Origin of the sequence: Streptomyces canus, assembly GCF_030815415.1 — a bacterium.
Classification (GTDB): Bacteria; Actinomycetota; Actinomycetes; order Streptomycetales; family Streptomycetaceae; genus Streptomyces; species Streptomyces canus_F.
The window spans coordinates 9,239,686-9,265,210 of the sequence record NZ_JAUSWW010000001.1; the positions used below are offsets into that span (position 1 = coordinate 9,239,686).

Consider the following 25,525-nt stretch of genomic DNA (forward strand, 5'->3'; position numbering starts at 1 on the left):
CGAGCAGGGGGAGGGCCGTCCTGCCGCTCGTGAACGCCGCTGGGGTGAGCGGCTGTTGGCGGGAGGTGCCGGTCACCACTCGCCGGTGCGGTGCGATGCCTCGTACGGGTGCGACCGGGCGTGCGGGCGGGCCGCGGGCGGGTCGAAGGCCGAACTGTGCCGTGGTGCGGCCGGTTCCTCCGCGGGCGTCTCGGCGGGGCGCCGGCGGGAGGTGGGGCGGTTCCCGTCGCCGTCGCCCAGGACGAGCAGGGGGTCGAACATCACGACCACGCCGGCGAGTACGAGGAAGATGACCGGTCCCAGCAGCATCGGCAGGAGCAGCGAGGAGGTCGATTCGCCGTCCCAGGTGCCGCCGGTCGTGCCGTGCACATGGACGCTGACCGCGGCCATCGCCGTGTAGTGCATCCCGGACACGGCCACGCCCATGATGAGACTGGCCCCGAGGCTCGTCATGAACCCCCGGACGGTGACGGCGGCCCACAGCGCCGCGCTGGCGGCGACGATGGCGATCAGGATGGACAGGGCGACGGTCAACACGGCATAGCTGACCGCGCCGTTGAGCCGCATCGCGTACATGCCCAGGTAGTGCATCGCGGCCACGCCGAGTCCGGTGACCGTGCCCGCCAGCGCCAGGTTGGCGGTGCCGGCGCCGCGGTAGCCGACGATGAACACACCGATGCCGACGACGATGACCGCCACTGCGAGGCTGAGGAGGGTTAAGCCCACGTCATAGCGGATCCTTGTCTCCTCGACCTGGAAGCCGATCATGGCGATGAAGTGCATCGTCCAGATACCGCAACCGATCGACGCGGCGCCCAGCGCCAGCCAACCGGGTTTCCACGACTTGTCGTTGAGCAGGGACCGGACGATGCAGCGCAGTCCGAGCGCCCCTCCCAGACAGGCCATGAGATAGGCCGCCACCGGCGTCACGACGCCATAGCGAAACCCGTCAACCGTGCCTTCCATAAGCCAACTCCCCCCAGAGTCACGGCTGCTGATGGAGCAGGTCTACGGGTAAAAGCCGGGTAAAGCAAGCGTTTACCGCCAGTAACCGGTGAACTCTGAATCATCACAGGTTCACTTTGGTCACTCACTGACGAGATCCGGCCATGAACGACTCGGCCGTCACGGCTGGACTCAGAAAGCGACCACCTTGACGCCGCTCATCCGAGTGAATCGCCGGAAGCGGGCAGGCCGGTCCAACTCCCGGCCCGCACCTCGGCCTCGGCACCCGCCGCCACCAAATCGGACACGGCCGCCTCCGCCATGTCCCGCGGCAGGCCGTCGAGCACAATGACAGGCGCCCTGGAGACGAGAAGCTTGCTGTACGAGAGGCTCAGCCCCGTCAGTCTCCGCACGACACGGACGACGTCCAGCGAGCGGCCTCCGACCTGGGTGAGCAGCGCGGCGTACGGCTCGTCGTCGCAGATCAGCACGGCATACGTCACCGGTTCCGCCATGTCGGGACCCTCCCTGGTGTCGAGTGGTCCAGTCTCGGGCGCGGCGGAAGGGCGGCGCACCTGCGTTTCGGTGCGCGGGGACGAGATGGTGAGGGCGGGCGGCCTAGGCTCTCACCCCGGCACCGGCACGAACCCCAGGAGCGCACATGGACATCCCCTACCCCGACGGCCACGGCCCCGACGAGGCGCCCGTTCCGCACGCACTGCTCGCACCCGTGCTCGGCTTCCTGGGGACGTGGAACGGGCGGGGCCAGGGCGGATATCCCACGCTCGCCGGGGACTTCAGGTATGCGCAGGAGGTCACCTTCAGTCACGACGGCCGCCCCTTCCTCCGCTACGAGGCCAGGGCCTGGCTGCTCGACGGCGACGGGGCGCCCCTGCGCCCCGCGGCTCGGGAGAGCGGCTGGTGGCGACTTCAGCCCGACGGCAGGGTGGAGGCGCTGATCACCCAGCCGACCGGCATCGCGGAGATCGCGGTCGGGCAGGCGGCGGACGGCGCCGTCGACCTCTCCACCCACGACGTGGCCCTCACCCCCACGGCCAAGGACGTCACCGCCACCCGCCGCCGCTACACCCTGACCGACGACACGCTCACCTTCGTCCACGACCTCGCGGCGGTCGGCCAACCCTTGCAGCACCATCTCTCCGCGACCCTGCACCGCAAGCGGTAGGCTCGTTGGTGTTCGTGTGTGCCCGAGCCGAGGAATGCGGGGAGGCGAGGTCGATGACCGCGCTCAAGGCCACTGCCGCGCGCAGCGCCCGGCCCTTCCTCACATCCCGGGCGACGGTCTGACCTCCACCGGAGCTGCCTCGCCGGGAGCGTGAGCTCGCGAGGCATCACCCACACGAACACCACCATGAAACGGATCCCCATCCCGTCATGAGCATGCGCACCGACTGGATCACGCGCGCCGAGACCGGCGCCGACATCCCCGCCATCCGCGAGATCGACCTGGCGGCCTTCGACACCCCGCTGGAGGCCGATCTCGTCGAGGCCCTCCGCACCGACACCGCCTGGATCGACGGCCTGTCCCTCGTCGTCACCGACCAGCACGGCACAGTCGTCGGCCACGCGCTGATGACCCGCTGCCACATCGACGACACCCCGGCCCTGTGCCTGGGCCCCGTCGCCGTACTGCCCGAGTACCAGAACACCGGTGCCGGGTCGGCGGCCATCCGGGCCGCGCTCGATGCGGCCGGGAAGAGGGGCGAACGCTTCGTCACCGTCCTCGGACACCCGCCGTACTACCCGCGCTTCGGCTTCACCCGGGCCTCGGCGCACGGCATCCGCATCACCCTCGACGTCCCGGACGAGGCCATGATGGCCCTCGCCCTCGACGCGGCACTCCCGCTGCCCAGCGGAACCGTCCGCTACGCGGCACCCTTCGGTATCTGAGCAGTCCCGGCGACGTCCGGTGCGGCCACCGCCGCGTGGGCTGCCTTACGAGGCTCAGTGCACCGACAGCCCGCCGTCGACGAAAAGCGCCTGGCCCGTGACGTACGCGGAGGCACCGCTCGCCAGGAACACCGCCGCCCCCGCGAAGTCCTCGGCCAGACCGTTGCGCCCGACCATCGTGCGCGCGGCCAGCTCCGCCACCTTCTCGGAGTCGGACGCCAGCCGCGCGTTGAGCGGCGTCATCACGAAACCCGGCACGAGCGTGTTGCAGGTGACGCCGTAGGGCGACCACGCCTCGGCCTGTGAACGGGCCAGCGACTCCAGCGCCCCCTTGGAGACCCCGTAGGCGCCGCTCTGCACGAACGCCCGGTGCGCCTGCTGCGAGGTGACGTGGATGATCCGCCCGAAACCCCGCTCGGCCATGCCGGGCCCGAACCGCTGGCCCAGCAGGAACGGAGCCTCCAGGTTCACCGCCATCGTGGTGTCCCACACGTCCTCACCCAGCTCACCCATCGGCGGCCGCAGATTGATCCCGGCGCTGTTGACGAGGATGTCGGGCTCCCCGAACACCTCCGCCGCCCGCTCCGCCGCCTCCCGCACCCCGGCACGGGTGCCGAGATCGCCGCTCACCCACCCCGCCCGGCACCCCTCCGAGGTCAACTCGTCGACCGTGGCGGCCAGTTCCGCCTCCTTGCGCGCCACGACCACGACACCCGCCCCGGCGCGAGCGAGCGCCCCGGCGATCGCCCGCCCGATACCGGAACTGCCCCCGGTCACCACGGCGACCCGGCCGTCCAGGGAGAACACTTCGGAGAGATATGTCTGCGACCTCATGCCTCGCACCCTAGACGCAGCGCCCGGTGGGGACCGCGGTCACCACCGGGCTGATGGGCGGTCAACTGCGCCTTCTTCAGGCTCTCCAGGGATCAGTTCAGCGGGTCGAGCGTGAGGTAAGCCTGTTGCGGGTCCCCGTCGTGCACGAGGGACTCGTGGTTGCCCACGTCGTCGAAGGCGAACGCGTAGGCCTTGCCGTCGGCCATCCGGTCGTGGATGACGCGGGCGTAGTGGTTGGTGATCGCGTCCTGGTAGAAGGACGCCGAGGAGGTGTCCGGCTGGTTGGGATTGGTCAGGAGCGTGGAGCGGTTGAAGCCCGCGCAGAGCGTGCGGGAGATCGGTCCGCGGACCTGGTCGTTCGGGGCGTCGAGGAGCTTGTGGCAGCCGAAGACGCTGGACGCGTCCGGCTTCTGGAAGCTGGTGACGGTCGCACCGGCGGAGTTGGTGAAGTTCATGACGCCGCCGGAGACCCGGCCGAAGTACTTGGTGTTCGGCTGGTCGGTGAACGGGGTCACCGTGAGCGTTGTGGTGGCGTACTTCTGCCAGACGCGGTTGATGTAGTCGTCCAGGACGGAGGCGGGCAGTGCTCCGGTCTCCAGGCCGTAGGCGGGCGAGAGTGCGCGCAGCACCGTGCCGTCGGGGCGGGTCTGGATCAGGCCCGCCCAGCCACCCGACTGGGCGCGCAGACGGTTGAACACCGCATTGTAGCCACCGGACTTGAGGTGCCCCGTGTTGATCGTGGTGCCGTCGGAGCGCTGGACGCCCACCGCGTAGGGAGCGGAGAACATGTCGACCTGGGTGCTGTTGAGCCACAGGCCCGAGTCGTTGAGCGTGTACTCCGACCAGTTGAAGAGGATGTTGCGGTTCGGATCGCTCGGATTCTGCACGGCCGGCTGCACCAGGCCGCCGGTGGTCAGCCGGAAGTCGAGCTTCTGGCCGTAGGAGAAGTAGACGCGGCCCGAGAACTTGGGCATCCGGATCGTCTTGGACTGCCCGGCGGCCGGGCCGGGAATGGAGGCGTCCGGGGCGGGCGTGGGCGGGTTGCCGCCCGCGGGCCAGGCGTGGAACGCGCCGTTCGCGTCGGCCCAGCCCTGCTGGCCCGTCGCGAGGTTGGTGCCGAGGTTGTAGACGTAGACGGCGTCTGCGCGGCCGGAGTTGTTGGTCAGCTTCAGGGGGATCGTGGCCGGCACCGCGCCGCTCGCGGGCTGCGCCGCTCCGAGCGCGAGCAGCCCGCCGAGCAGGGTGGCCGTCGCGGCCGTGGCGAGGAGTTGGTGCCTGAGTCGTCCGAGCACTCTCCACCTCCGTGTGGGGGATGCGGATGGGGGGATTGGTCCGTACCAGTTCTGAGAGCGCTCTCAGCGTTGCGCCGCGACGCGGGCATGTCAATGACGACGACAGAACTCGGGTGTCCGTGAAGACCACGGAAGGGAACACGGAAGGGCGGCACTCAGGACTTGCCTGCCGTGCCGCCCAACGGTCCGCAACGCGTCCTTCAGAAGGTGCGCTTCAACAGGTCCAGCAGCGCCGCCCAGTGCCGCTCGTCGCCCTCGCGGTGGTACGCGGCGGTGTCGGCCTGCGTGAAGCCGTGGTGCGCGCCCGGGTAGACCTCGCAGCGGTGCCTTACGCCCGCCTTGGTGAGTGTGTCCTCCAGGAGCTGGATCTGCTCCGGCGGCAGCGAGGGGTCCTCGTCGGCGTGGCCGAAGTACAGCTCCGCGGTGATGCGTTCGGCCACCAGGTGCGGGCTGTCCGGGGCGTCGGTCGCCAGCCGCCCGCCGTGGAAACCGGCCGCGGCCGCGACCCGGTCCGGATAGGTGCCCGCGGTGAGCAGGGAGAGCCGGGCGCCCATGCAGTAGCCGGTCAGCGCGACCGGGCCGTCGGCCACGAACGGACTCTCGGCCAGCCATCCCAGGTAGGCGCCGGCGTCGCGCATCGCGAGCTCGGGGGTCAGTGACTGCATGACCGGGCCGATGCTGTCCCAGAGGTCGGGCCGGCTGTCGGTGTCGATGAACTCGGGCAGCTCGAAGACCGGGGAGCGTCCGTGACGGTAGAAGACATTGGGGACGAGCACCGTGTAACCGGCCCCGGCGAGCCGGTCGGCCATCGACGTCAGGTGCGGGCGCAGGCCGAAGGCGTCCTGGTAGAGCAGGACGCCCGGGTGGGGGAGTCCGTCGCCGGGATGGACGAGGTAGGCGTCGGCGACGCCGTCCTCGGTGCGGACGTCGACGGATGTTCCCTGGACGGAGGTCATGGGGGCTGCCTCTCTGCGCAGTGGACGGCGAGCAGTTCGCCGGCCCGGGAAGGTGGGGCCGCCGATATGGTTTCACCCGCCATCCAACTGCCTCGCGGCACCCCCTCGGCCCTATTCGAACCGGGTCGTGTCGCCCGCCCCGTGCCGGATGATCTCCGCCTCGCCGTTCGAGAAGTCGATGACCGTCGTCGGCTCGGTCCCGCACTCGCCGGAGTCGACCACCGCGTCCAGCACATGGTCGAGCCGGTCCTTGATCTCCCAGCCCTGGGTCATCGGCTCGTCCTCGTCGGGCAGCAGCAGCGTGCTGGACAGCAGCGGCTCCCCCAGCTCGGTGAGCAGGGCGTGTGTGACGACATGGTCGGGGATGCGCACACCGACCGTCTTCTTCTTGGGGTGCTGGAGCATGCGCGGCACCTCCCTCGTCGCCGGGAGGATGAAGGTGTAACTGCCCGGCGTCGAGGCCTTGATCGCGCGGAACACGTCGTTGTCGACCCGTACGAACTGGCCGAGCTGCGCGAAGTCCTGGCAGACGAGGGTGAAGTGGTGCCGGTCGTCCAGCTTGCGGATCGTCCGGATCCGGTCGATGCCGTCACGGCTGCCCAGTTTGCAGCCGAGCGCGTAGCAGGAGTCCGTCGGATACGCGATGAGCGCCCCGCTCCGGATGCTGTCGGCCACCTGGGAGATGGTGCGCGGCTGGGGGTTGTCGGGGTGCACGTCGAAGTACTTCGCCATCCGCCGAGCTTATGCCGTCCGGGGGCGACGGCGACGCAGGCCCGGGCCCCAGGGGCCGCTCGGCCCGCCGTCCACAGCGGGAAGACCCCTGGCCATCGGTGAGGTAACGTCCCGGACGACTGTGCCGAGGTCGATGCGAGGGACGAGGGGACGGGTGCCGTGGCTGGCGGGGAGGACGGTCGGGTGAAGGGCACCGGCGCGTCGTGGGCGGAGGAACTGCTCGACCATCTGCGGCCCACCGGACGGGACGTCCGCCGGGTCGTCGCCTGGCTCGCCGACAGCGTGGACGGGACGGCCGCCCTTCAGGACGCCGACGGCGTCCTGCTCGCCGGAACCCGTGTCCCGCTCGACGAGGACCTGGTCGCCGAGATCGTCGCCGGCCGGATCGCCTCCGCCGCCTGGGAGGGCGAGGGACGCCACCAGCGCCTGGTCGGAGTGGAGCAGCCGCACTCCGCGACGGCGGGCGTGCTGGCCGTGTCCCGGCCCGCGCCCTTCGACCGGCGGGCCGCCGACACGCTGACGCACACCGCCCAGGTCGTCGAACTCCTGCTCAGGGCACGCGAGACGACCGCCGCCGGACTCCGGCTGGCACGGGCCACCGCCGACCTGCGGCTGGCGATCCTGCAACTGCTGATGGTGGAGGACATCGTCTCCGCGCGCCGCGTCGCCGCGGGCCTGTGGCCCGGGCTGCTCGACACGGACTCCGCGTGCGTCTACGTCGTGGAAGGCACCGTCGAGGAACGCGACCGGCTGGCCGAGGAGTGCGTGGCCGCCACCGACGAGCGGGCCCTGGTCGTACGCTGCCCGGCCGTGGACCGGCATGTGATCGTCGTGGCCCCCGACGAGACCGCCGCCCGGGAGCTGCGCTCGGTGGTCGAAGGCCGCCCCGACACCTTCATCGGCGGCAGCTCCCGGCAGACCCTGGCCCGGACCGCCACCGCCTACGGACAGGCCGTCAGCGCCCTCGCCGTCGCGCACTTCCGCCCCGACAACGCCGCCGTCTACGCCGAACGCACCCACCCGGAACGCCTCATGGACCCGGCGCTCCTGCACGGCTGGACCGCGGACCTGTTGCGCCCGCTCGACGTACTGGCCCACCACACCCACGGCGAACTCCTCGCCACCACCCGGCTCGGCCTGGAGTTCACCGCCGTGAGCGCGGCCAAGGTCCTGGGTGTCAGCCGCAACACCGTGCGCGCCCGCATGGAGCGAGTGGAGGGCCTGCTCGGCACGGACTTCTCCGACCTCACCGTCCGCGCCCTGGTCCACCTGGCACTGAACACCCAGGCAGGCATGGAACAGACGCCCGGCAGGGAGCGGTCCGGGCCCGTCCCGCTCGCGGACGTGCTGTCCGGGCCCGCCCTGCGCACCTGGGCCCTGGACCTGCTGGGCCGCCTCGACCCGGACGCCCGCGATCTGCGCCGCACCCTGCGCACCTGGATCGCCGTCGGCGGGAACTCCGAACGGACCGCCCAGACACTCGGTGTCCACGCACAGACCGTGCGCGAACACGTCCGCAGCGCGGAGCCCGTCCTGGAACGGCAACTGCTCGCCGCCGGCAGCGATCTCTACGAGGTCGTCCTGGCCCATCTGGCGACAGGAGAGCTGGAACCGCCCCGGTTGACCGCAGAGAAAACGCGCCATTCGGACTCATCTGTGCACAGGTGAGCCCTCCGCGCCGTGCAACGGGCATCGGTGCGGTTCACAACGGCACTGTTGTTCACGTAAGTTCGACGGGCCGCAGGGGCACGACCGGAACGGGGGACCGGTCCTGCCCCTGTTCGCTGTCAGCCGTGCGGACGCACCGGCACCTCCTGCCAGCCGAACGCGATGAACGACGGCACCTGCCGCAGCTCCTCCTCCCCGACCGCGAGGCGCAGGGCGGGGAAGCGGTCGAAAAGGGCGGGCAGCGCCGTCAGGGCCTCCACCCGGGCCAGCGGAGCGCCGATGCACCGGTGCACGCCGATCCCGAACGCCAGATGATCGTCCGCCCCGCGCGCGGCGTCGAAGGTGTGCGCGTCCGGTCCGTAGTGGGCGGGATCGAGCCCGGCGGCGGCGAAGGTGGTGATGATCGCGTCGCCGGCCGGGACGGTGACCTCGCCGACCTCGAGGTCGCTGACCGCGAACCGCAGCGGCAACGAGGCGATGGAGGGCTGAAGCCGCAGCGTCTCGTCGACGATGGCGTCCCAGCCGACCCGCCCGGACCGCACCGCGGCCAGCTGCCCGGGATCCCGCAGCAGTGCGACGATCGCGTTGCCGATGAGGTTGACGGTCGTCTCGAAGCCGGCGCCGATGACCAGCAGCAGCGTGTACAGCAGCTCCTCGTCGCTGAGCCGGTCGCCGTCCTCGTCCCGCACCCGGATCAGCTCGGTCGTCAGGTCGTCGCCGGGGTGTGTGCTGCAATGGGCGATCAGCGCGGGCAGCACCGTGCCGATCTGCTGCTGCACGGACGCCGCGTGCTCCGGAGTCGGGTCGGAGGTGTCCATGATGGCCGATATCATCCGCGCGGTGTCGGCCACCAACTCGTCGGGGACTCCGAAGAGTTCGCAGACGATCCGCATGGGCAGCGCATGGGCGAGGGCCGCCCGCAGGTCGACCACCTCGGCGTCGCCCGCCGCCACCGCGTCGAGCAGCTCCGCCGTGATCGCCTCCACCCGGGGCCGCATCGTCTCGGTGCGCCGATGGGTGAAGCTCGGCGCCACCAGCTTGCGCAGCCGCGTGTGGTCGGCGCCGTAGGTGGAGAGCATGTTGACCACGCCGATCCAGCCGAGGACCCAGCCCCACGAGGGGTGTTCGCCGACCTCGGGCCAGAGCCGCCAGTGCAGTCGCGGATCCTTGCTGACCCGCGGGTCGAGGATCAGCTCCTTGAGGGTGTCGTAGCCCGTGGGCGCCCAGGCGGGGATGCCGCCGGGCAGTTCGACGGGGACGATCGGGCCGAAGGCGCGCAGCCGGGCGCATTCGGCCGCGATGTCGGAACCGAACGGGTCGATGACAAAGCGGTCGATGCGGTCGGTCGCGGTCACGACGGATCTCCTGGCTGGTCGGGGGAGCGAAGGCTGAACCTGACGGGCAGCGCCGTCAGTGAACGGTGGAACGGGCCCGGCCGCCAGGCGAGTCGCTCGCGCGGCAGCACGGGTGCGAGGTCGGGCAGCCACTGGGTCAGCCGCTCGATCGCCTCGGTGGCGATGAGCAGGGTGTGCTGCTTGACCGGGCAGGCGTGCGGGCCCGCCGACCAGGACAGGTGGGAGGCGTCCTTGGGATGGCGGCCCTCGACGACCTCCTGCTCGGCGACGTACGCGAGCGCCCCGTACGACACCACGACCGGCACCACCGCTCTGATCCATGTGCCATGGAAGGTCGTCGGCCGACGGGCGTAGTGGACGCCGTAGTTCGCGAGCGGGGTCTCGTGGTGCAGCACCTCGACCACGGCGTCCATCACCGGGCGGGCGCCGCTGGTGAGGGTGGAGTAGTAGACCGGGTTGCCGAGGATGCGGGACAGCGCGTTGGACACCAGGTTCGCGGTCGGTTCGTGACCGGCCCCGAGGGTGAGGAACACCTGCCAGGTGACCTCCTCCGGGGTGAGCCCCGCCGGGTGGTCCAGGAGGCGGCTCGGCAGGTCGTCGCCGCGCCGCTCGGCCTTGGCGGCGATCAACTCCAGTACGTAGCCGCCGAACTCGGCCTCGCCCGCGGCCGCCTGGGCGCCGCCCTCCATCATCTTGCCGAGCGCCTGGTTGAGCCGCTCGCTCTGGCTGTCGGGCAGCCCGAAGAGGCTGTTGAAGACCAGCGCCATCAGCGGCCGGGCGAACTCGCCCACCAGATCCGCCTCGCCCTTCGGCCCGATCCGGCTCACCAGCAGATGCACCGCCCGGTGCACGCGGGCCCGCAGGTCGTGCGGCTCGACCAGGTCGAAGGTGTCGATCAGGGTGGTGCGGTAGCGGGCATGGGCGGCGCCGTCCGCGAACAGGGAGTTGGGCCGCCAGCGCATCATGCCGAGCACGGGGGAGTCGTCGGCGACCGTCGACTCCCACGGCCGCGGGTCGTGCGAGAAGGTCTCCGTGTCGTGCAGCAGTTCCAGCGCGGCACGCCGGTCGGTGACGACGTACGCCGGCACGCCCGGCGCCAACTCCGCCCAGCCGACCGGGCCCTGGGCCCGCAGGTCGTCGTAGTAGCGGTACGGGTCGAGGGCGAATCCGTCCTCCCACAGCCGCACGGGGGCGGCGCGGGTGAAGTCCTGCCGGGCAGGGGGGTAGGTGGTCACCGGCTCTCCGAGGGGTGGCGGTCGATGAGGTGCTGGACCAGCGTGAGCAGTGCGTCGATCGAGGAGTTCGCGTCCCGCGCGTCACAGGTGACCATCGGTGTGTCCGGCTCCAGGTCCAGGGCGGCACGCAGCCGTTCCTCGGTGTGGTGGCTCGGCGCGTCCGGAAAGGCGTTGAAGGCGACCGTGTACGGCAGCCCGCTCTCCTCCACCAGGCCGAGCACGTCGAAGGAGGCGTCGATCCGACGGCTGTCGACCAGGACAAGGGCGCCGAGCGCGCCGTAGGCGATGTCGTCCCACAAGGACCGGAACCGCTCCTGTCCGGGCGTGCCGAACAGATACAGGACGACCCCGCCCGCCAGGCTGATCCGCCCGAAGTCGATGGCGACGGTGGTCGTCGACTTGTCCCGCACCCCCTCCAGGTCGTCCACCTGCGCGGATGCCTCGGTGAGCTGCTCCTCGGTGTGCAGGGGAACGATCTCGGACACCGAGTCGATCAGGGTTGTCTTGCCCACCCCGAAGGGGCCCGTGACCAGGATCTTCACCAGATCGCGGGCGGTGTCCGGCAGATGAACGCGGCCGGGTGTGCCGGTGGCGCTGCTAGCTGTGCTTGAGGGCGCGGAGGCCATCGGCCACTCTCTTCAGCAGGTCGGGGTCGAACCGTTCGGCGGGCGGGACCGGGGCGCGGGACACCACCAGGTCCCGGTCGAGGAGGGCGCCGGCCAGGACACGGACGGCGGAGACCGGGAGCCGGAGCAGGGCCGCGGCCTCCACCACCGTCAGCGAGCCCTCCTCCAGAGCGTCCAGGAGGGCCAGTTCGGCGGCCGGGAGACCGACCGGCGCCGGTGTGCCGGTGGCGGTGAGGACCGACAGCCGTTCCAGGTGCGGGCGGCTGGGGCGGGCGGTGCCGCCGGTGGACAGATACGCCGGGACCAGGGGGCGGCCGGTCATGCCGGAGCGCCGTCGTCGCTCCCTCGGGGTGCGGTGGCCATCGCCTTCTCGCCCAGCCGTGCCACCTGCGAGTGCACGCGGTGCGCGAGCAGGTCCAGACGCACCTCGCCGCTTCCGTACGCGGCCACACAGGTGCCGTGGTCGGTCGGCACGATGAGGACGTACCCGTGGTCCGACTCGATGACGACCTGCCGGATCTCGGCCCGGTCCCGGTCGGCGAACGCGGCCGCGGCGGTCCGGCACGCCCCCTGCACGGTGCTGGTGATCGCGGCCACCCGCTCGGCCGAGGGCCGGGACAGCGCGTCCGTGTACCCCGTGACCAGGCCGTCCCGGGTGAGCAGGACGGCGGCCACGACATGCGGCACCTCGAGGATCGGTTCCAGTACCCATGCCGTGTCGCCTGCGTCGCGGCTGGTCATCGAGCCGGTCCCCCCTTATGGTCGGTCTCGTTCGTCGGTACGTCGGTGGCGGCACCGTCCGCGCGGGCCGCGGCGGTGCCGGACTGCAGGGCGCCGAGCGCGGCGGCGGCGTCCTCGGGACTGCGTGCCGGGTGCTCGGCCGCGGATGCCTTCGGAGCGGCGGTGCGGGTACGGCGGCGCCGCTGCGGCAGTTCGTCGTGGTGCCCGGTGAGGGCGGCGGCGTCGTCGGTGCCGTAGCCGTGGGACGCCTCCGCCGTGGCCTTGCGCGTCGAGCGCGGCGTGCTGACCGCCGGTGGCTGCTCGACGGGGTCGATACGGCTGAGGAGATGGCTCTCGACTCTCAGGACCGCGCGGACACCGCCGTACGGGGACGGCGAGGAGAGGTCGACGCCCAGATCGAACTGCCGGGTGAGCTGGCCGATCGCGGCGAGGCCCATACGGGGCGGATCGCCGAGACTCGTGAGGAGGATCGGCTCGGTACCGGCCACCGTCCGCTGGGCGTGGGCCCGTTCGTCCTGGGTCATGCCCACGCCCGCGTCGTCGACGGTGACGCAGACGCCGTGATGCACGTGCTCCAGGTTGACCACGACGTCGGTGTCGGGCGCGGAGTGGCGCAGCGCGTTGTCGAGGAGCTCGGCGACGATGATGGCGACCGGCTCGACGGCGTGCGAGACCAGGGCGGTGCCCGTCTCCAGATGGTTGTGGACCTTCACCCGGTGGTAGCCCGCGAGCCGCGACTGTCCGCCGGTCACCGCGTCCACCAGGTGCGACTCCTCGCGGGCGAGCCCCACCCACGCCCCGCACACCACGGCGGCGACCTGCGCCCGCCGCAGCGACTGCTCGTTCTCGTGGTCCAGCTGGAAGAGCGTCTGCGCCAACTCCGGGTCGTCATAGCGCTGTTGCAGCTGACGCAGGGCGTCCTGCAAACGGTAGAGGGCCGCCTGGATCTCCCGGGTGGCGCCGCGCATCCCGGCTTGCGCGGCCGCGTCGATACGGGTGCGCTGTGCGGAGAGCTCGGCACGCAGTCCCAGCAGCACGCCTTCCAGGGCGATGCCCAGGGGCGTTCCCGCGGTGTGCGGGTGGAGGGGGCCCGGGACCGTCACGTGCGGGTGGGCGAGCTGCCGGGCGGCGACGGGTACGCGCTGTGCCGCCAGGTGCTCGACCTCGGCCGTCAACGTGTGCAGCGCGGCGTCGAGTCGGGAGCGCAGGGCGTCCGTCTCGGTGCGCTGCCGGGTCAGTTGGCGCCGTGAGCGCAGCAGACCGCCGCCGAGGGCGAGCGCGGACAGTGTGCCGACGGCGAGACCGCCGACAGCCAGGTCCGGTAATTCGATCATCGAATCGGTTTCCAGGGGAAGTCGGGCAGGGGTGAGTCCGAGTGCCGGTGGCTAGGCGCTCGCAGCACAGTACACACCGTCGCCGACCCCTCTCGCGCGGTTGATCGAGACTTCGCTCAGAAATCGAACGCTCTCTGTTCACTTCTGCGTCGACTGTCTGAAATGCCGTGTGGGGAAGGAGAGTTGGCGCTTTCCCCGCACTCGGATCAGCCGCGCGGCAGATCACCACACGCCCGTTGATCTTCCCCGGCGTGCAGCCGCTCGCAGGCGAGCAGGGCCCCGACATGTGACCCATGGATACGATTGATTCGATTGTCTTGACGCTCGAATCAATCGCCATAGAGTGATGTCGCCCCGTTTTCTTTCGTACGCACGCTCGGAGAACCCATGGACCGCACCCGTCTCCAGCACCTCCTCGCCCGCGAAAGGGCGCAGGCCCAGCGCCGCTGCCCGCGCTCCGAGGAGGCGTACGCGCGCGCCGGGCATCTTTTCGGGCGGGTGCCGATGACCTGGATGAACAAGACCGCCGGGTCCTTTCCCCGCTACCTCGACACCGCCCGGGGCGCCCGGGTCACCGACATCGACGGACACGAGTACATCGACTTCTGCCTCGGCGACACGGGCGCGATGGCCGGACACTCGCCCGCACCGGTGGCCGAGGCGGTCCAGCGCCGGTTCGCCGAACAGGGCGGCGCCACGGCGATGCTGCCGACCGAGGACGCCGAGTGGGTCGGCGCGGAACTCACCCGCCGCTTCGGACTCGCCCGCTGGAGCTTCTCGCTGACGGCGACCGACGCCAACCGGTGGGCCATCCGCCTCGCCCGCGCCGTCACCGGCCGCCCGAAGATCCTGGTGAACAGCTACAGCTATCACGGCAGCGTCGACGAGTCCCTGATCGTCGTCGGCCCCGACGGCCACGGCGTGGCCCGCCCCGGCAACGTGGGCGCCCCCTGCGATGTCACCCTCACCAGCCGGGTCGCCGAGTTCAACGACCTGGAGCAGCTGGAGCGCGAACTGGCCCACGGCGACGTGGCCGCCGTCCTCATGGAACCGGCGCTCACCAACATCGGCATCGTGCTGCCCGAACCGGGCTATCTGGAGGGCGTCCGGGCGCTGACCCGGCAGCACGGCACCCTGCTCATCAACGACGAGACCCACACCCTCTCCGCCGGACCCGGCGGCTGCACGGCGGCCTGGGACCTGGAGCCCGACCTGCTGACCGTCGGCAAGGCGATCGGCGGCGGCATCCCGGCCGGCGCGTACGGACTGTCCGCCGAGCTCGCGGACCGGCTCCTCGACCGCGACGACCTCGACCTCGTCGACATGGGCGGCGTCGGCGGCACCCTGGCGGGCAACGCCCTCTCGGTCGCGGCGATGCGCGCCACACTCGAACACGTCCTGACGGACGAGGCGTTCGGCCGGATGGCCAAGCTGTCCGAGCGGTTCGAGGCCGGCGTCCGGGCGGGCATCGACGCCCACGCCCTGCCCTGGTCGGTGAGCAGGCTCGGCGCCCGCACCGAGTACCGCTTCGCCTCCCCGGCGCCCCGTACCGGCACCGAGTCCGAAGCGGCCGGTGACGCCGAGCTGGAGGACTTCCTGCACGTCCACCTCGCCAACCGTGGCATCCTCCTGACGCCCTTCCACAACATGGCGCTGATGTGCCCGGACACCACCGAGGCGGACGTGGACACCCACACCGAGGTCTTCGCCGCCGCCCTGGCCGAACTGGCCGGATGACAGACCCGAAAGGAAGCACGTGGACGAGATCGACCGGGCCATCCTGCGCGAGCTCCAGACCGACGGCCGCATCGCCTACGCCGATCTCGGCCCCAAGGTCGGCCTGTCCGCCTCGGCCGCACGCCAGCGCCTGCAACGGCTCCTGGACTCCAAGGCGGTTCAGGTCGTCGGTGTCACCGACCCGATGGCCATGGGCGGCCAGGCGATGGCCCTGCTCGGCATCGGCGTGGACGGGGACCCGCGGACCGTCGCCGACGCACTCGCCCGGCGTGACGAGGTCGTCTACTCGGTGCTGACCTCCGGCGGCTTCGACCTGTTCGTCGAGGTGGTCGCCCCCGGCCCCCGGGACCTGCTGGACTTCGTCAACGACGTCGTACGGAACGTCGAGGGGGTCCAAGAGGTCCGCTCGTTTCCGTACTTCGGCATCCACACGCACCGCTTCCTGTGGGACGTCGGCTGATTGACCCGCGTGGGACGGGTACCCGGACGGCACCGCAACGACAACCGCTGGAGGAGGCCCGTATGACCAGCAGCACGGAGACCGGCGGCGTGACCGGTACGCCGGACAAGGACTACAACCTCATCTGGTACGTGGAGGCGTGTCTGAGCAACGCGCTGCGCCTCGAGTCGTACATCCAGGACGCCGAACGGAACAAGGACACCCAGGTAGCGGACCTGTTCCGCAAGGCGCAGGCGGACAGCCGCAAGGGTGCCGAACTCGGCAAGGAACTGCTGCGCGCGCGGCTGAGCGGCGGCTGACCGCAGGTTCGTACGGGCGCTCGGCCGGGGGTGTCCGGCCGGGCGTTCCGCATGTCCAAAACCGTTTGCCCCGCCGCCACCACCCGGCCTACGGTCGCGATCATGCTGCCCGTGGTGGAGACCGACGAAGAGTGGGACGCGATCGTCGGGGACGAGAAGCTGATGCGGGCCGGCGCGCAGGATCTCTGCACCCGACTCGGACTCGGCGACGCGCCCCTGACCCGCTTCCCGGACGGCTCACAACCGGTCTACGCGGTGGGCGAGGACCGGGTCCTCAAGCTCTTCCCCACCTCCGCCGCCCGGGACGGCATCGCCGAGGGCCGTGTCCTGTCCCATCTGCACGGGTTGCTCCCCGTACCGACGCCCGGGGTGGACGACTTCGGGCCGTACGAGAACGGCTGGCAGTACGTCCTGATGTCCCGGCTGCGCGGTGAGAACCTCGCCCGGGCCTGGGAGCGCATCCCGCGGCCCGACCGGGAACGCCTCGTCACCGAGATCGGCGAAGCCCTCGCCGTACTCCACTCGCTCGACCCGGCCCCGCTCGAGGACGTCCTCGGGCCCGGCGACTGGGGCGCCTTTCTCGACCGGCAGCGCGCGAACGCCGTGGCGCGGCAGCGCGGCCACGGTCTGCCGGACAGCTGGCTGGAGCAGATCCCCGGCTTTCTCGCCTCGGTTCCGCTGCCCCGCACCCCACGGCGCTCGCTGCTGCACACCGAGGTCATGCAGCAGCACTTCCTGGTCGACCCCGACGGCTGGCGCCTGACCGGCCTCTTCGACTTCGAGCCCGCCATGATCGGGGACGCCGCCTACGACTTCGTGGGCGTCGGCCTGTTCGTCACCCGAGGAGACCCCCACCTGCTCGCCCGGCTCACCGCGGCGTACGGCAGCGGCGTCGACCCGTCCCACGCCCTCGCCTACACACTGCTGCATGTGTACAGCAACCTGCCCTGGTATCTGAGGGAGTTGGAGGGCCCCGCCGAAGGGACCCTGTCCGGGCTCGCCCGCGCCTGGTTCGGCGCATGACCCGCAAGGCCTCCCGGCCGGAATCAGGCGATCCCGGCCCCTTTGTGCGAGCGTTGCCCCAGGTACGCCGTCCGGGCCGAGGCATCGCGCCGAGAGAGGAAGTGAGCGGGGATGAGCGAGATCGTCGACCAGATCGACCGTGCACACCGGGAGGTCGGCACCCGCAAGGTCGAGGCGGAGGAGGCTCATGCGGTGCTGCTGCGTCGCACCTATGACGCCGAGATCGCCGACGTCTGGGGTGCGGTGACCTCCCCCGAGCGGATCGGGCGGTGGTTCCTGCCGGTCACCGGGGAGTTCCGGCTCGGCGGGCGCTATCAGCTGGAGGGCCATGCCGGGGGCGAGATCCTCGAGTGCGTGGAGCCGGAGCGGCTGCGGGTGAGCTGGCTGTACGGGCCCGACCCGGGCTTCAGCGAGGTCCAGGTGCGGCTCACGCCCGAGGGTGAGGGGCGGACGGTGTTCGAGGTGGAGCACGTGGCCGTGGTCCCGGAGGACTTCTGGAACCAGTTCGGGCCGGGCGCGGTCGGTATCGGCTGGGACAGCATCGCCCTCGGTCTCGGCATGCACCTCGCCGGTCGCGGGATGAGCCGGGAGGAGTCCGAGGCCTGGCAGGGCACGGCCGAGGCCAAGGAGTTCTTCAAGCGGTCCGGCGAGGAGTGGGGCACCGCCTATGCCGCCTCGGGAGCCGATCCGGAGACGGTGGCGGCCACGACGGCGGCGACGGTCGAGGCCTACACGGGGGGATAGCGACGTCGGCGGGACTCGCACGGGGCGGATGTACGCCGTGTCGCCCCGGGTCGGTCCCGTCGCCGTGTGGCGGGGCCGACCCGGCACAGGAGTCAGGGCTTGGCGCTCCATGAATGGGCCACGTCCACCACGACCCGGTCGTCCACCCGCAGGACCCGGAACGGGAGCCGGGCGCGGACGCCGAGGCCGAACTGCGTGTCTCCTTCGAAGCTGCCGGCGAACCGGGTGTCCCTGAAGGTGCGGTATCCGTCGAGGTCGACGCCCGGCAGGGGGCGGGCCACCCGTCCGGGATAGGTCGGGGCGCCGGTCTCGACGTCGTAGGCGGGCGCGGCCACCCGTACTTCGAGGACGGCGCCGCCGCCGACGGGAATCAGCCGGCCCGATCCGTCCTGCTGGAGTCGGTCGACGTACCGGACGGAATAGCCGAGGTGGGCCTTCGCCGCGCCCGGAACGTCCACGACCAGACGGTCGTAGCAGGCGTGACTGCCGGTCCGTGCGTTCGTCACCGATTCCGACGTGCTGACCGCCTGCTGCTTGGCGACGCTGCCCCAGCCGGTGGGGCAGGTGGTGGCGGCCTGCGCGGGTACAGCGGCCACGCCGAGTGTCGCGCCCATGAGAGCGACGGTGGCCCACGTTGTTCTGCTGCGTCTCATGATGTCCCCCGGGATGTTCATGTGCCTGATATCTGGTGAGACAACACGGTTGAAGAAAAGGTTGCACCTTGTCCTGATATAAAAAATTTCCGAAACATTCGGTGCGGCGATCGAACGGACGGAGCGAGACGGAGCACCCGTAATTCGTTCACCTGTGATGCCCACGCTCCGGAACCACTCGGACCGGCTGTCAGACCTTCTGGAGGGTCTTCTTCGCCAGTTCGAACGCCGGGGCCATCTTCTCGTGCTCCTCGGTGTCCATACCGCCGAGGTGCACGACGACGGGGCCGTCCGGGGTGGTGACGGCGAAGGCGCTCTCCTTCTTCGTCTCGTCCAGGAGTTCGCTCGTGACGACGTACTCCACCTCGACACCGGCGAGGTCGCCCGACGTGAAGGAGCTGTACTTCGCCTTGCTGGAGTCGTCCTCGGCCGCGACGAACTCCTCCAGCACGGTGCGCGCGTCGTCGTCGCCGGGCTCGCCGGTCCAGATCCGCAGGAAGCCGATGTAGCCGGCCGGCTTGGCGTCGACCTCGCACGCGGCGGCGACCGGACCCTGGCGGAGGAGGGAGTCGAGGACCTCCTCGGAGATCTCGTCCTCGAGATCGCCGGAATCGGTCGGGGAGGCTTTGTCCTGGGCGGCCGCGGAGTCGATGGCCTCCGCCTCCCAGTCCTTGGCGAGGTCGAAACTCACGGGCAGCTCGCACGCCGAACCGGCCGCCCCGATGCTGTCGCCGCTCTCGGCGACCTGGCCGGCGCTCGCCGACGCACTCGCGGACGTCTTCGCGTCCTTCTTGTCGTCGGCTCCCTCGGAACAGCCCGCCAACACCCCCGTCAGCAAGGCCACGTAAGCCATCCGACGCCCTGCATTCCCCGCCCTGACCAGCACTTCGATGTCTCCCCTCGGTACAGGGCGCACACATTAGCGGAGGCCACCGACAGGCCGTACCCGGGAGGTGCCCTCACCGACCCGGCACCGGAGAAAAACCGCGTGACCGCATCCCCGCAGGTCAGCACAATGGAGCGCCACACCCCCGATCCGAAAGGTGGCCGACGTGACCGTCCCGAACGTCCTGCTGTCCGGCATCGTCGGCTCCACCGCCTACGGCCTCGCCCACGAAGGCTCCGACGTGGACCGCCTCGGCATGTTCGCCGCACCCACCGAGTCCCTGCACGGCCTCCACGGGCCGAAGGAGTCCCACGTCAGCACGGCCCCGGACCGCACCCTGCACGAGGCCGCGAAGTGGTGCCGGCTCGCTCTGGGCGGCAACCCGACCGCGATGGAACTCGCCTGGCTGCCAACGGAGTTGTACGAGGTGCGCACCCCTCTCGGCGACGAACTGATCGGCCTGCGCACATCGTTCCTGAGTGCCAAGCGGATCCGGGACGCCTATCTCGGCTACGCCACCCAGCAGTTCCGCCGTCTCGAGAACCGTGCCGACCGCTCCTCCTCCGCGGAGACCCGCAACCGCACGTCCAAGCACGCCCGGCACCTCAAGCGGCTGTGCCACCAGGGCCTGGAGCTGTACGCCACCGGCCACCTGACAATCCGCGTCGAGAACCCCGAGGAATACCGGGAGTTCGGCGAACGGGTCGCCGCAGACGCCTCAGTGGCCCGCCCCCTGCTCGCGTACTACGAGACCGCGTTCGACGAGACCCGCACGGTGTTGCCGGACCACCCCGACGAGGCGGCGGTGGAGGCTTGGCTGCACCGGGTCCGCGACCACTTCTACGCCCCGCTCAGCTCGACGGGGTAGAGGTCGGTGCGCGCGACGACGGCGTCACGCTCGACTGCCAGCGCGGTGCGACGGCCGCCCGTCATCGGGAGTCCTTCGTGGATACCCCCACCTTTAGGTGGGGGAGGAAACGAAGCTCCTGCGGAGCAGGGCAACGGGCTGCGATTCGCCTCCTGGGCGGACCGCAGTGCTCTGACCCGCAGGTTTGATCTTTACAGGACTGCAGTCTGGTTTGTGACCGTGACCACGACCGACGTGAAGCGGGCGTTCAAGTGCCGCTTCTATCCGACCGATGCGCAGGCAGCCGAGCTGTCGCGCACGTTCGGGTGCGTCCGGAAGGTCTACAACCTTGCCCTGGCCGCGAGGTCGGAGGCGTTCACGCGTCAGGAGCGGGTCAACTACAACCAGACCTCGGCAATGCTCACGGCGTGGAAGAAGACCGAGGAGCTGGCCTTCCTCTGCGAGGTCTCCAGCGTCCCGTTGCAGCAGACACTTCGGCACTTGCAGACGGCGTACTCCAACTTCTTCGCCAGGCGGGCCAAGTACCCGCGCTTCAAGTCGAAGAAGAAGTCCCGTAAGTCCGCCGAGTACACGTCCTCCGCATTCCGGTTCCGGGATGGCAAGCTCACCCTGGCCAAGATGACGGAGCCGCTGGGCATTGTCTGGTCCCGGCCTCTTCCCGAGGGCACGGTGCCGTCCACGGTAACGGTGTCGCAGGACGCGGCCGGGCGCTGGTTCGTGTCGATGCTGTGCGACGACATGTCCGTCGAGCCGCTGCCCGTAGTGGACACCGCTGTCGGCATCGACGCCGGTATCACCAGCCTCCTGACCCTCTCGACCGGCGAGAAGATCACCAATCCGAAATGCGAGCGGGTCGACCGACGCCGCCTGGCCAAAGCTCACAAGAACCTGGCCCGCAAGGCCAAGGGTGACGGCACGAACCGGCGCAAGGCCCGCATCAAGGTCGCGAAGGTCTATGCCCGGATCGCCGACCGGCGCCGGGACCACCTGCACAAGATCACCACTCGGCTCGTTCGTGAGAACCAAACGATCGTGATCGAGGACCTGACCGTGCGCAACATGGTCAAGAACCACACTCTGGCCCGCGCCATCAGTGACGCGGCCTGGCGCGAGATGCGCACCATGCTGGAGTACAAGGCCCAGTGGTACGGACGGGAACTGATCACCATCGACCGGTGGTTCCCCTCGTCCAAACTGTGCTCCGCCTGCGGCACCATCGCATCGAAGATGCCCCTGCATGTCCGTGAGTGGACATGCGACTGCGGCACGACCCACGACCGGGACGTGAACGCGGCGAAGAACATTCTGGCGGTCGGGCTGACCGCATCTGTCTGTGGAGCTGGTGTAAGACCTCAACGGAGTTCTCCGGGCGGGCAGTCGGCGACGAAGCAGAAACACCCACGGCGCGAGCCGTAGGAATCCCCTCCCTTTAGGGAGGGGAGGATGTCAAGAACCCGTCGTACCCGTCCTGCGTGGCGAACTCGATCAACTGGATCTCGTCGGGGCGGCCTTCGCGTCCGTCGGCACGAGCCCGCTGCACCGCCCGCCCGCCCGCCATGCTCGCCGAGCAGGGACAGCACCTTGTCCTCGTACGCGGCCAGCGCGGCGGCGGCGCCCGGCCGGGCCCAGAGCAACACACACAGTTGAACCGTCATGGCGCCCGACCCTAGCGAACGAGGCTGCCCGTAAATCCGGATGCCCGGCGACGCACCCCGTTGCTACCCTCGATCCCATGATCACGCCTACGCCTCAGCACCGCATGATGCCCCCGCACCGGGGCTGCTGAGCGCGCACGCGCACCGATACCGAGGCCCCGGGAACGGGGCCTTCACGCGTTGTGCGGATCTGGTCCCGTTGCCGGTAGGAGGACCGATGACCGGACCACGGCACTACATCACCACGACCATTCCGTACGTCAACGCCCGACCGCATCTGGGCTTCGCCCTGGAGCTCGTGCAGGCGGACACGCTGGCCCGGCACCACCGGCAGCGCGGCGGGCAGGTGCGGCTGCTGAGCGGGACGGACGACAACTCCCTGAAGAACGTCCTCGCCGCGGAGGCCGAGGGCGTCGACGTACGGGAGTTCGTCGACCGCAACGCCGACGCGTTCGCCGCACTGCGCGACCCGCTGTCGCTGTCGCTGGACGACTTCATCCGCACCAGCAGCGACCCCCGCCATCGCACCGGCGTGGAGCGCCTGTGGCGCCGCTGCGCGGAGGCGGGTGATCTGTACCGCAAGCAGTACGAGGGGCTGTACTGCGTCGGCTGCGAACAGTTCTACACGCCCGACGAACTCGTCGACGGCACATGCGCCGAGCACGGCACCGAACCCCAGCTCGTCGCGGAGGAGAACTGGTTCTTCCGGCTGTCCCGGTACGCCGACCGCCTCCACGCACTGATCACCGAGGGCACTCTGCGCATCGAGCCCGCCGCCCGCCGCAACGAGGTCCTCGCGCTCATCGCCGGCGGCCTGCACGACTTCTCCGTCTCCCGCTCCCACACCCGCGCCCGCGGCTGGGGCATCCCCGTCCCCGGCGACCCCGGGCAGGTCGTCTACGTGTGGTGGGACGCCCTGGGCAACTACGTCACCAGCCTCGGCTACGGCACCGACGACCCCGCCTACGAGCGGTGGTGGGCGGCCGGGGACCGCCGTATCCACCTCGTCGGCAAGGGCGTCGTACGGTTCCACGCCGTGTACTGGCCGGCCATGCTGCTGTCGGCGGGTCTGCCGCTGCCCACCGACATCCTCGTCCATGACTATCTGACGGTCGGCGGGCGGAAGATCAGCAAGTCGGGAAACGGGACGGCCGTCGACCCGGTCTCCCTCGCCGCCGCCTACGGCACGGACGCCGTCCGCTGGTGGCTGCTGCGCGACGTCCCTCGGGTCGGGGACGCCGACTTCACGACCGAGCGGCTGATCGCCCGCGCCGACGCCGACTTCGCCGGTGGCCTCGGCAATCTGGTCCACCGGATCGTGACGATGGTCCACCGGTACCGCGGCGGGTCCGTGCCCTCGCCGGGGACCGACCGGTTCCCGGTGGCGACGCTGCTGGACGTATGCCGTGAGGCACCCGGCCGCATCGACGCCGCGCTGGCCGACTTCGACTTCCGCCGGGCCGCCGACGCCGCCTGGGACATCGTGGAGGAGGCCAACCGGTGCATCGACGCGACCCGCCCGTGGGACCTGGCCAGAGCGGAACGGCACGGCAACACCGACGCCGCCGAACGCCTCGACGCGGTCCTCGCCGCACTGGTCACGGCATGCCGCGCCCTGGCCGACGAGCTACGGCCCTTCATCCCCGGCGCGGCGGAGCACGTCAGACGCCGGGTGACCCCCGTCGACGGCACCCTCCCGGAGGCGGAACCACTCTTCGCCCGCCTCCAGGAGCGGCGCTGATCACCAGCGTGGCAGCCTCAACTCGTAGGAGGGGTCGAAGCGTTGCATGTATCCGGTGTCGTCGCGGGAGCGCACGCCGGAGTCCACGTACAGGTGGTGGAGCCGGTTGAGGGCGTCGTGGTCCAGCTCGACGCCCAGGCCGGGTCCGGTGGGGACCTCGACGTGGCCGTCGCGCAGTTCCAGGACACCGGGGACGATCACGTCGTCGGCGAAGTTCCACGGGTAGTGGGTGTCGCAGGAGTGGTCGAGATTCGGGATGGCGGCGGCGACGTGGGTCATGGCGGCCAGGCTGATGCCGAGGTGGGAGTTGGAGTGCATGGAGAGGGCGAGTCCGAAGAAGATCACCGGGAGGTCGGTGACGGCGGTGACCTCCTCGACGTACCGCACCAGGCCCTGCTGCGGTGCCGTCACCAGGTAGGGCGGCAGCAGCAGGATGCCGTCGGCGCCGGCCCGTGCCACGCGGACGGCGTGATCGCGGGCGACCGGTGTCGGTCCGCCCGCCGCGGCCAGGACGGGCAGGTATGTCAAGACATGGATCGGAGATTTCACCGAGGTCACAACTTCCCCCACGGACCCCCTCCACGGGCTACCGTTTCCGCACTCCCCCCAGCAGCGGTTCGGACGGTTCCCCAGTGCAAGCAGCTCTCTCCCCGGTCATCGCGGCCACCTCCCAGTGGCTGACCTTCGCCTACGCCGCCCCCGGCGGCGCCCTGGCCTCGGCCCTGTGCGAGGTGCAGGCCCGGCAGGCCGTCACGGTCGCGGCATGGCTGCGCTACCCCACGGCGATGGATGCCGCACTGGTCGAGATGGCGGGCCCCGGCGGCGCCGCACGACTCGACCGGATCACCGGCGCGGACCGCTACGACGGCGACGGCGAGGCTTGGCGCACCTGGGTGGACGAGGTCGTCGCGAGCTGGGCCGCCTGTCTGCTGACCGACCCGGAACTGGCCCGCCTCGCCGTGGCCGCGGTGGGGGAGGGCGACCACACGGCCGGGACGCCGTTCGAGTTCCGCCGCCTGCTCGCCCCGGACGAGCACGACCGGCGGGCGGCGGCCCTGCTGCGCCATCCCGACCTGGTCGCGCCCGTGGCCGAACTGCACCACGCCCGGCTCCTGGAGCAGCTGGGGCCGCCGGACCAGGCGCTCATCGCCTGAGAACGCTCAGGACACCGGGTCCCGGCACCGACCCGACCGGGCCACGCGGAACCCCACGTCGTCCACCCGGAACGTGGGATGACTGCGGCGCCGCACCGAGGCCCGACAGCTCCAGTGCTCGTCGAACCAGCCACCGCCGCGCAGTACCCGGTAGCTGCCGTAGACCTCGGCGTCGTACACGTCCCAGCACCACTCCCACACATTGCCGAGGGTGTCGTGCAGCCCCCACCCGTTGGGTCGTCTTCCGCCCACCTCGTGGATCCGCTCGCCCGAGTTGCCGCGGTACCACGCGATGTCGTCCAGAGGGCCGTAGCGCGGGCCGGCCGTCCCGGCGCGGCACGCGTGCTCCCACTCCGCCTCGGTCGGCAGCCGGTAGCCGTCGGCCGAGGCGTCCCACTCGACGTGATCCCCGTCCAAGGACAGACGGTAGGCGGGCGTCAGCCCCTCACGCTCGGACAGGGCGTTGCAGAAACCGACCGCGTCCCACCACGAGACGCCCTCGACCGGGAGCCGCTCCCCGTCGGCCGCGGCGGGACGCAGACCGGTGACCCGCTCGTACAGCGCCTGGGTGACGGGGTGCGCCGCGAGTTCGCAGGACGCGACCTCGACCGCCCAACTGCGCTGCGTCCTGCGGTCCGACAGCGTGACCCGCCCGGCCGGGACGGTGATCATGTCC

Annotated in this window: 27 protein-coding genes and 2 pseudogenes; 12 read left to right on the forward strand and 17 right to left on the reverse strand. The window is 70.8% G+C overall.

Going from position 1 to position 25,525, the window contains the following annotated elements; all coding sequences use genetic code 11:
* Positions 1 to 72: 72 nt before the first annotated feature.
* Together QF037_RS42820 and QF037_RS42825 are read right to left on the reverse strand one after the other, a co-directional pair.
* A complete protein-coding gene (locus QF037_RS42820) occupies positions 73 to 966 on the reverse strand; it encodes an MHYT domain-containing protein (protein ID WP_307034884.1) in 894 nt (297 codons plus the stop codon).
* A 197-nt stretch (positions 967 to 1,163) separates the two neighbouring features.
* Complete coding sequence (locus tag QF037_RS42825; protein ID WP_307034886.1) at positions 1,164 to 1,460, reverse strand: ribosomal protein L7/L12; 297 nt, start codon at positions 1,458 to 1,460, stop codon at positions 1,164 to 1,166.
* A 146-nt stretch (positions 1,461 to 1,606) separates the two neighbouring features.
* Between QF037_RS42825 and QF037_RS42830 the strand changes: the two genes are divergently transcribed.
* Complete coding sequence (locus tag QF037_RS42830) at positions 1,607 to 2,131, forward strand: FABP family protein (RefSeq protein WP_307034888.1); 525 nt, start codon at positions 1,607 to 1,609, stop codon at positions 2,129 to 2,131.
* 215 nt (positions 2,132 to 2,346) lie between these two features.
* Entirely contained in the window at positions 2,347 to 2,856 is a 510-nt protein-coding gene (locus QF037_RS42835) for a GNAT family N-acetyltransferase (protein ID WP_307037657.1), read from the forward strand.
* 54 nt (positions 2,857 to 2,910) lie between these two features.
* Here QF037_RS42835 and QF037_RS42840 read toward each other — a convergent pair whose 3' ends face one another.
* The 4 genes from QF037_RS42840 to QF037_RS42855 form a co-directional block, all read right to left on the reverse strand.
* A complete protein-coding gene (locus QF037_RS42840; RefSeq protein ID WP_307034890.1) occupies positions 2,911 to 3,690 on the reverse strand; it encodes an SDR family NAD(P)-dependent oxidoreductase in 780 nt (259 codons plus the stop codon).
* Between the two features lie 92 nt (positions 3,691 to 3,782).
* Entirely contained in the window at positions 3,783 to 4,982 is a 1,200-nt protein-coding gene (locus QF037_RS42845) for a glycoside hydrolase family 64 protein (protein ID WP_307034892.1), read from the reverse strand.
* Between the two features lie 200 nt (positions 4,983 to 5,182).
* On the reverse strand, positions 5,183 to 5,938 hold the full coding sequence (locus tag QF037_RS42850) for a dienelactone hydrolase family protein (protein WP_307034894.1): 756 nt from the start codon (positions 5,936 to 5,938) through the stop codon (positions 5,183 to 5,185).
* Positions 5,939 to 6,049: 111 nt separating this feature from the next.
* Positions 6,050 to 6,670 carry an L-threonylcarbamoyladenylate synthase gene (locus QF037_RS42855; RefSeq protein ID WP_307034896.1) on the reverse strand — a complete coding sequence of 207 codons (621 nt, stop codon included), beginning with the start codon at positions 6,668 to 6,670 and terminating at the stop codon, positions 6,050 to 6,052.
* A 159-nt stretch (positions 6,671 to 6,829) separates the two neighbouring features.
* Here QF037_RS42855 and QF037_RS42860 point away from each other — a divergent pair, with 159 nt between their 5' ends.
* Positions 6,830 to 8,338 (forward strand): helix-turn-helix domain-containing protein, encoded by a 1,509-nt coding sequence (locus QF037_RS42860; protein ID WP_307034898.1) that lies wholly within the window; start codon positions 6,830 to 6,832, stop codon positions 8,336 to 8,338.
* A gap of 119 nt (positions 8,339 to 8,457) precedes the next feature.
* Here QF037_RS42860 and QF037_RS42865 read toward each other — a convergent pair whose 3' ends face one another.
* From QF037_RS42865 to QF037_RS42890, 6 genes are read right to left on the reverse strand one after another with little or no spacing between them, the layout of a single operon-like run.
* Complete coding sequence (locus tag QF037_RS42865; protein ID WP_307034900.1) at positions 8,458 to 9,693, reverse strand: cytochrome P450 family protein; 1,236 nt, start codon at positions 9,691 to 9,693, stop codon at positions 8,458 to 8,460.
* Complete coding sequence (locus QF037_RS42870; RefSeq protein WP_307034902.1) at positions 9,690 to 10,928, reverse strand: cytochrome P450; 1,239 nt, start codon at positions 10,926 to 10,928, stop codon at positions 9,690 to 9,692. Before QF037_RS42870 ends, QF037_RS42865 begins: the two co-directional genes overlap by 4 nt.
* Positions 10,925 to 11,554, reverse strand: coding sequence for a GTP-binding protein (locus QF037_RS42875; protein ID WP_307034904.1), 630 nt, complete (start codon positions 11,552 to 11,554; stop codon positions 10,925 to 10,927). The genes QF037_RS42870 and QF037_RS42875 overlap by 4 nt, the downstream gene beginning before the upstream one ends.
* Entirely contained in the window at positions 11,526 to 11,876 is a 351-nt protein-coding gene (locus QF037_RS42880; RefSeq protein ID WP_307034906.1) for a DUF742 domain-containing protein, read from the reverse strand. Before QF037_RS42880 ends, QF037_RS42875 begins: the two co-directional genes overlap by 29 nt.
* The gene (locus QF037_RS42885) at positions 11,873 to 12,295 is read right to left on the reverse strand and encodes a roadblock/LC7 domain-containing protein (RefSeq protein WP_307034908.1); all 423 of its coding nucleotides are present in this window, start codon (positions 12,293 to 12,295) and stop codon (positions 11,873 to 11,875) included. The genes QF037_RS42880 and QF037_RS42885 overlap by 4 nt, the downstream gene beginning before the upstream one ends.
* Positions 12,292 to 13,629 carry an ATP-binding protein gene (locus QF037_RS42890; protein WP_307034910.1) on the reverse strand — a complete coding sequence of 446 codons (1,338 nt, stop codon included), beginning with the start codon at positions 13,627 to 13,629 and terminating at the stop codon, positions 12,292 to 12,294. The genes QF037_RS42885 and QF037_RS42890 overlap by 4 nt, the downstream gene beginning before the upstream one ends.
* 387 nt (positions 13,630 to 14,016) lie before the next feature.
* On the opposite strand from QF037_RS42890, the gene QF037_RS42895 reads away from it, so the two are divergent.
* The 5 genes from QF037_RS42895 to QF037_RS42915 all read left to right on the forward strand — a co-directional run bounded on the left by QF037_RS42895 (position 14,017) and on the right by QF037_RS42915 (position 17,892).
* Entirely contained in the window at positions 14,017 to 15,366 is a 1,350-nt protein-coding gene (locus QF037_RS42895) for a transaminase (RefSeq protein WP_307034912.1), read from the forward strand.
* A gap of 19 nt (positions 15,367 to 15,385) precedes the next feature.
* Positions 15,386 to 15,826: an Lrp/AsnC family transcriptional regulator gene (locus tag QF037_RS42900; protein ID WP_307034914.1), complete on the forward strand. Its 441-nt coding sequence runs from the start codon at positions 15,386 to 15,388 to the stop codon at positions 15,824 to 15,826.
* Between the two features lie 62 nt (positions 15,827 to 15,888).
* Positions 15,889 to 16,125: a hypothetical protein gene (locus QF037_RS42905; RefSeq protein ID WP_307034916.1), complete on the forward strand. Its 237-nt coding sequence runs from the start codon at positions 15,889 to 15,891 to the stop codon at positions 16,123 to 16,125.
* 102 nt (positions 16,126 to 16,227) lie between these two features.
* Positions 16,228 to 17,148 carry an aminoglycoside phosphotransferase family protein gene (locus QF037_RS42910; protein ID WP_307037659.1) on the forward strand — a complete coding sequence of 307 codons (921 nt, stop codon included), beginning with the start codon at positions 16,228 to 16,230 and terminating at the stop codon, positions 17,146 to 17,148.
* A 111-nt stretch (positions 17,149 to 17,259) separates the two neighbouring features.
* Positions 17,260 to 17,892 (forward strand): SRPBCC family protein, encoded by a 633-nt coding sequence (locus QF037_RS42915; protein ID WP_307034918.1) that lies wholly within the window; start codon positions 17,260 to 17,262, stop codon positions 17,890 to 17,892.
* A gap of 92 nt (positions 17,893 to 17,984) precedes the next feature.
* Here QF037_RS42915 and QF037_RS42920 read toward each other — a convergent pair whose 3' ends face one another.
* Both QF037_RS42920 and QF037_RS42925 read right to left on the reverse strand, forming a co-directional pair.
* Positions 17,985 to 18,545 (reverse strand): AMIN-like domain-containing (lipo)protein, encoded by a 561-nt coding sequence (locus tag QF037_RS42920; RefSeq protein WP_444972122.1) that lies wholly within the window; start codon positions 18,543 to 18,545, stop codon positions 17,985 to 17,987.
* Between the two features lie 190 nt (positions 18,546 to 18,735).
* Complete coding sequence (locus QF037_RS42925) at positions 18,736 to 19,398, reverse strand: lipoprotein (RefSeq protein ID WP_307034922.1); 663 nt, start codon at positions 19,396 to 19,398, stop codon at positions 18,736 to 18,738.
* Between the two features lie 199 nt (positions 19,399 to 19,597).
* On the opposite strand from QF037_RS42925, the gene QF037_RS42930 reads away from it, so the two are divergent.
* The 3 genes from QF037_RS42930 (at position 19,598) to QF037_RS42940 (ending at position 23,695) form a co-directional block, all read left to right on the forward strand.
* Positions 19,598 to 20,299 (forward strand): nucleotidyltransferase domain-containing protein, encoded by a 702-nt coding sequence (locus QF037_RS42930; protein WP_307034923.1) that lies wholly within the window; start codon positions 19,598 to 19,600, stop codon positions 20,297 to 20,299.
* Between the two features lie 219 nt (positions 20,300 to 20,518).
* Complete coding sequence (locus QF037_RS42935) at positions 20,519 to 21,715, forward strand: RNA-guided endonuclease InsQ/TnpB family protein (protein ID WP_373463987.1); 1,197 nt, start codon at positions 20,519 to 20,521, stop codon at positions 21,713 to 21,715.
* 456 nt (positions 21,716 to 22,171) lie between these two features.
* Complete coding sequence (locus QF037_RS42940) at positions 22,172 to 23,695, forward strand: methionine--tRNA ligase (protein WP_307034928.1); 1,524 nt, start codon at positions 22,172 to 22,174, stop codon at positions 23,693 to 23,695.
* On the opposite strand, the pseudogene QF037_RS42945 reads toward QF037_RS42940, so the two are convergent.
* Both QF037_RS42945 and QF037_RS42950 read right to left on the reverse strand, forming a co-directional pair.
* Positions 23,696 to 24,031: pseudogene (locus QF037_RS42945) on the reverse strand (enolase C-terminal domain-like protein); the annotation flags it as partial.
* Positions 24,032 to 24,040: 9 nt separating this feature from the next.
* A pseudogene (locus tag QF037_RS42950) lies at positions 24,041 to 24,265 on the reverse strand (dihydrodipicolinate synthase family protein); the annotation flags it as partial.
* A 62-nt stretch (positions 24,266 to 24,327) separates the two neighbouring features.
* Between QF037_RS42950 and QF037_RS42955 the strand changes: the two are divergent.
* Positions 24,328 to 24,849 carry a hypothetical protein gene (locus QF037_RS42955; RefSeq protein WP_307034930.1) on the forward strand — a complete coding sequence of 174 codons (522 nt, stop codon included), beginning with the start codon at positions 24,328 to 24,330 and terminating at the stop codon, positions 24,847 to 24,849.
* 6 nt (positions 24,850 to 24,855) lie between these two features.
* Here QF037_RS42955 and QF037_RS42960 read toward each other — a convergent pair whose 3' ends face one another.
* Complete coding sequence (locus QF037_RS42960; protein WP_307037661.1) at positions 24,856 to 25,521, reverse strand: formylglycine-generating enzyme family protein; 666 nt, start codon at positions 25,519 to 25,521, stop codon at positions 24,856 to 24,858.
* Positions 25,522 to 25,525 lie beyond the last annotated feature (4 nt).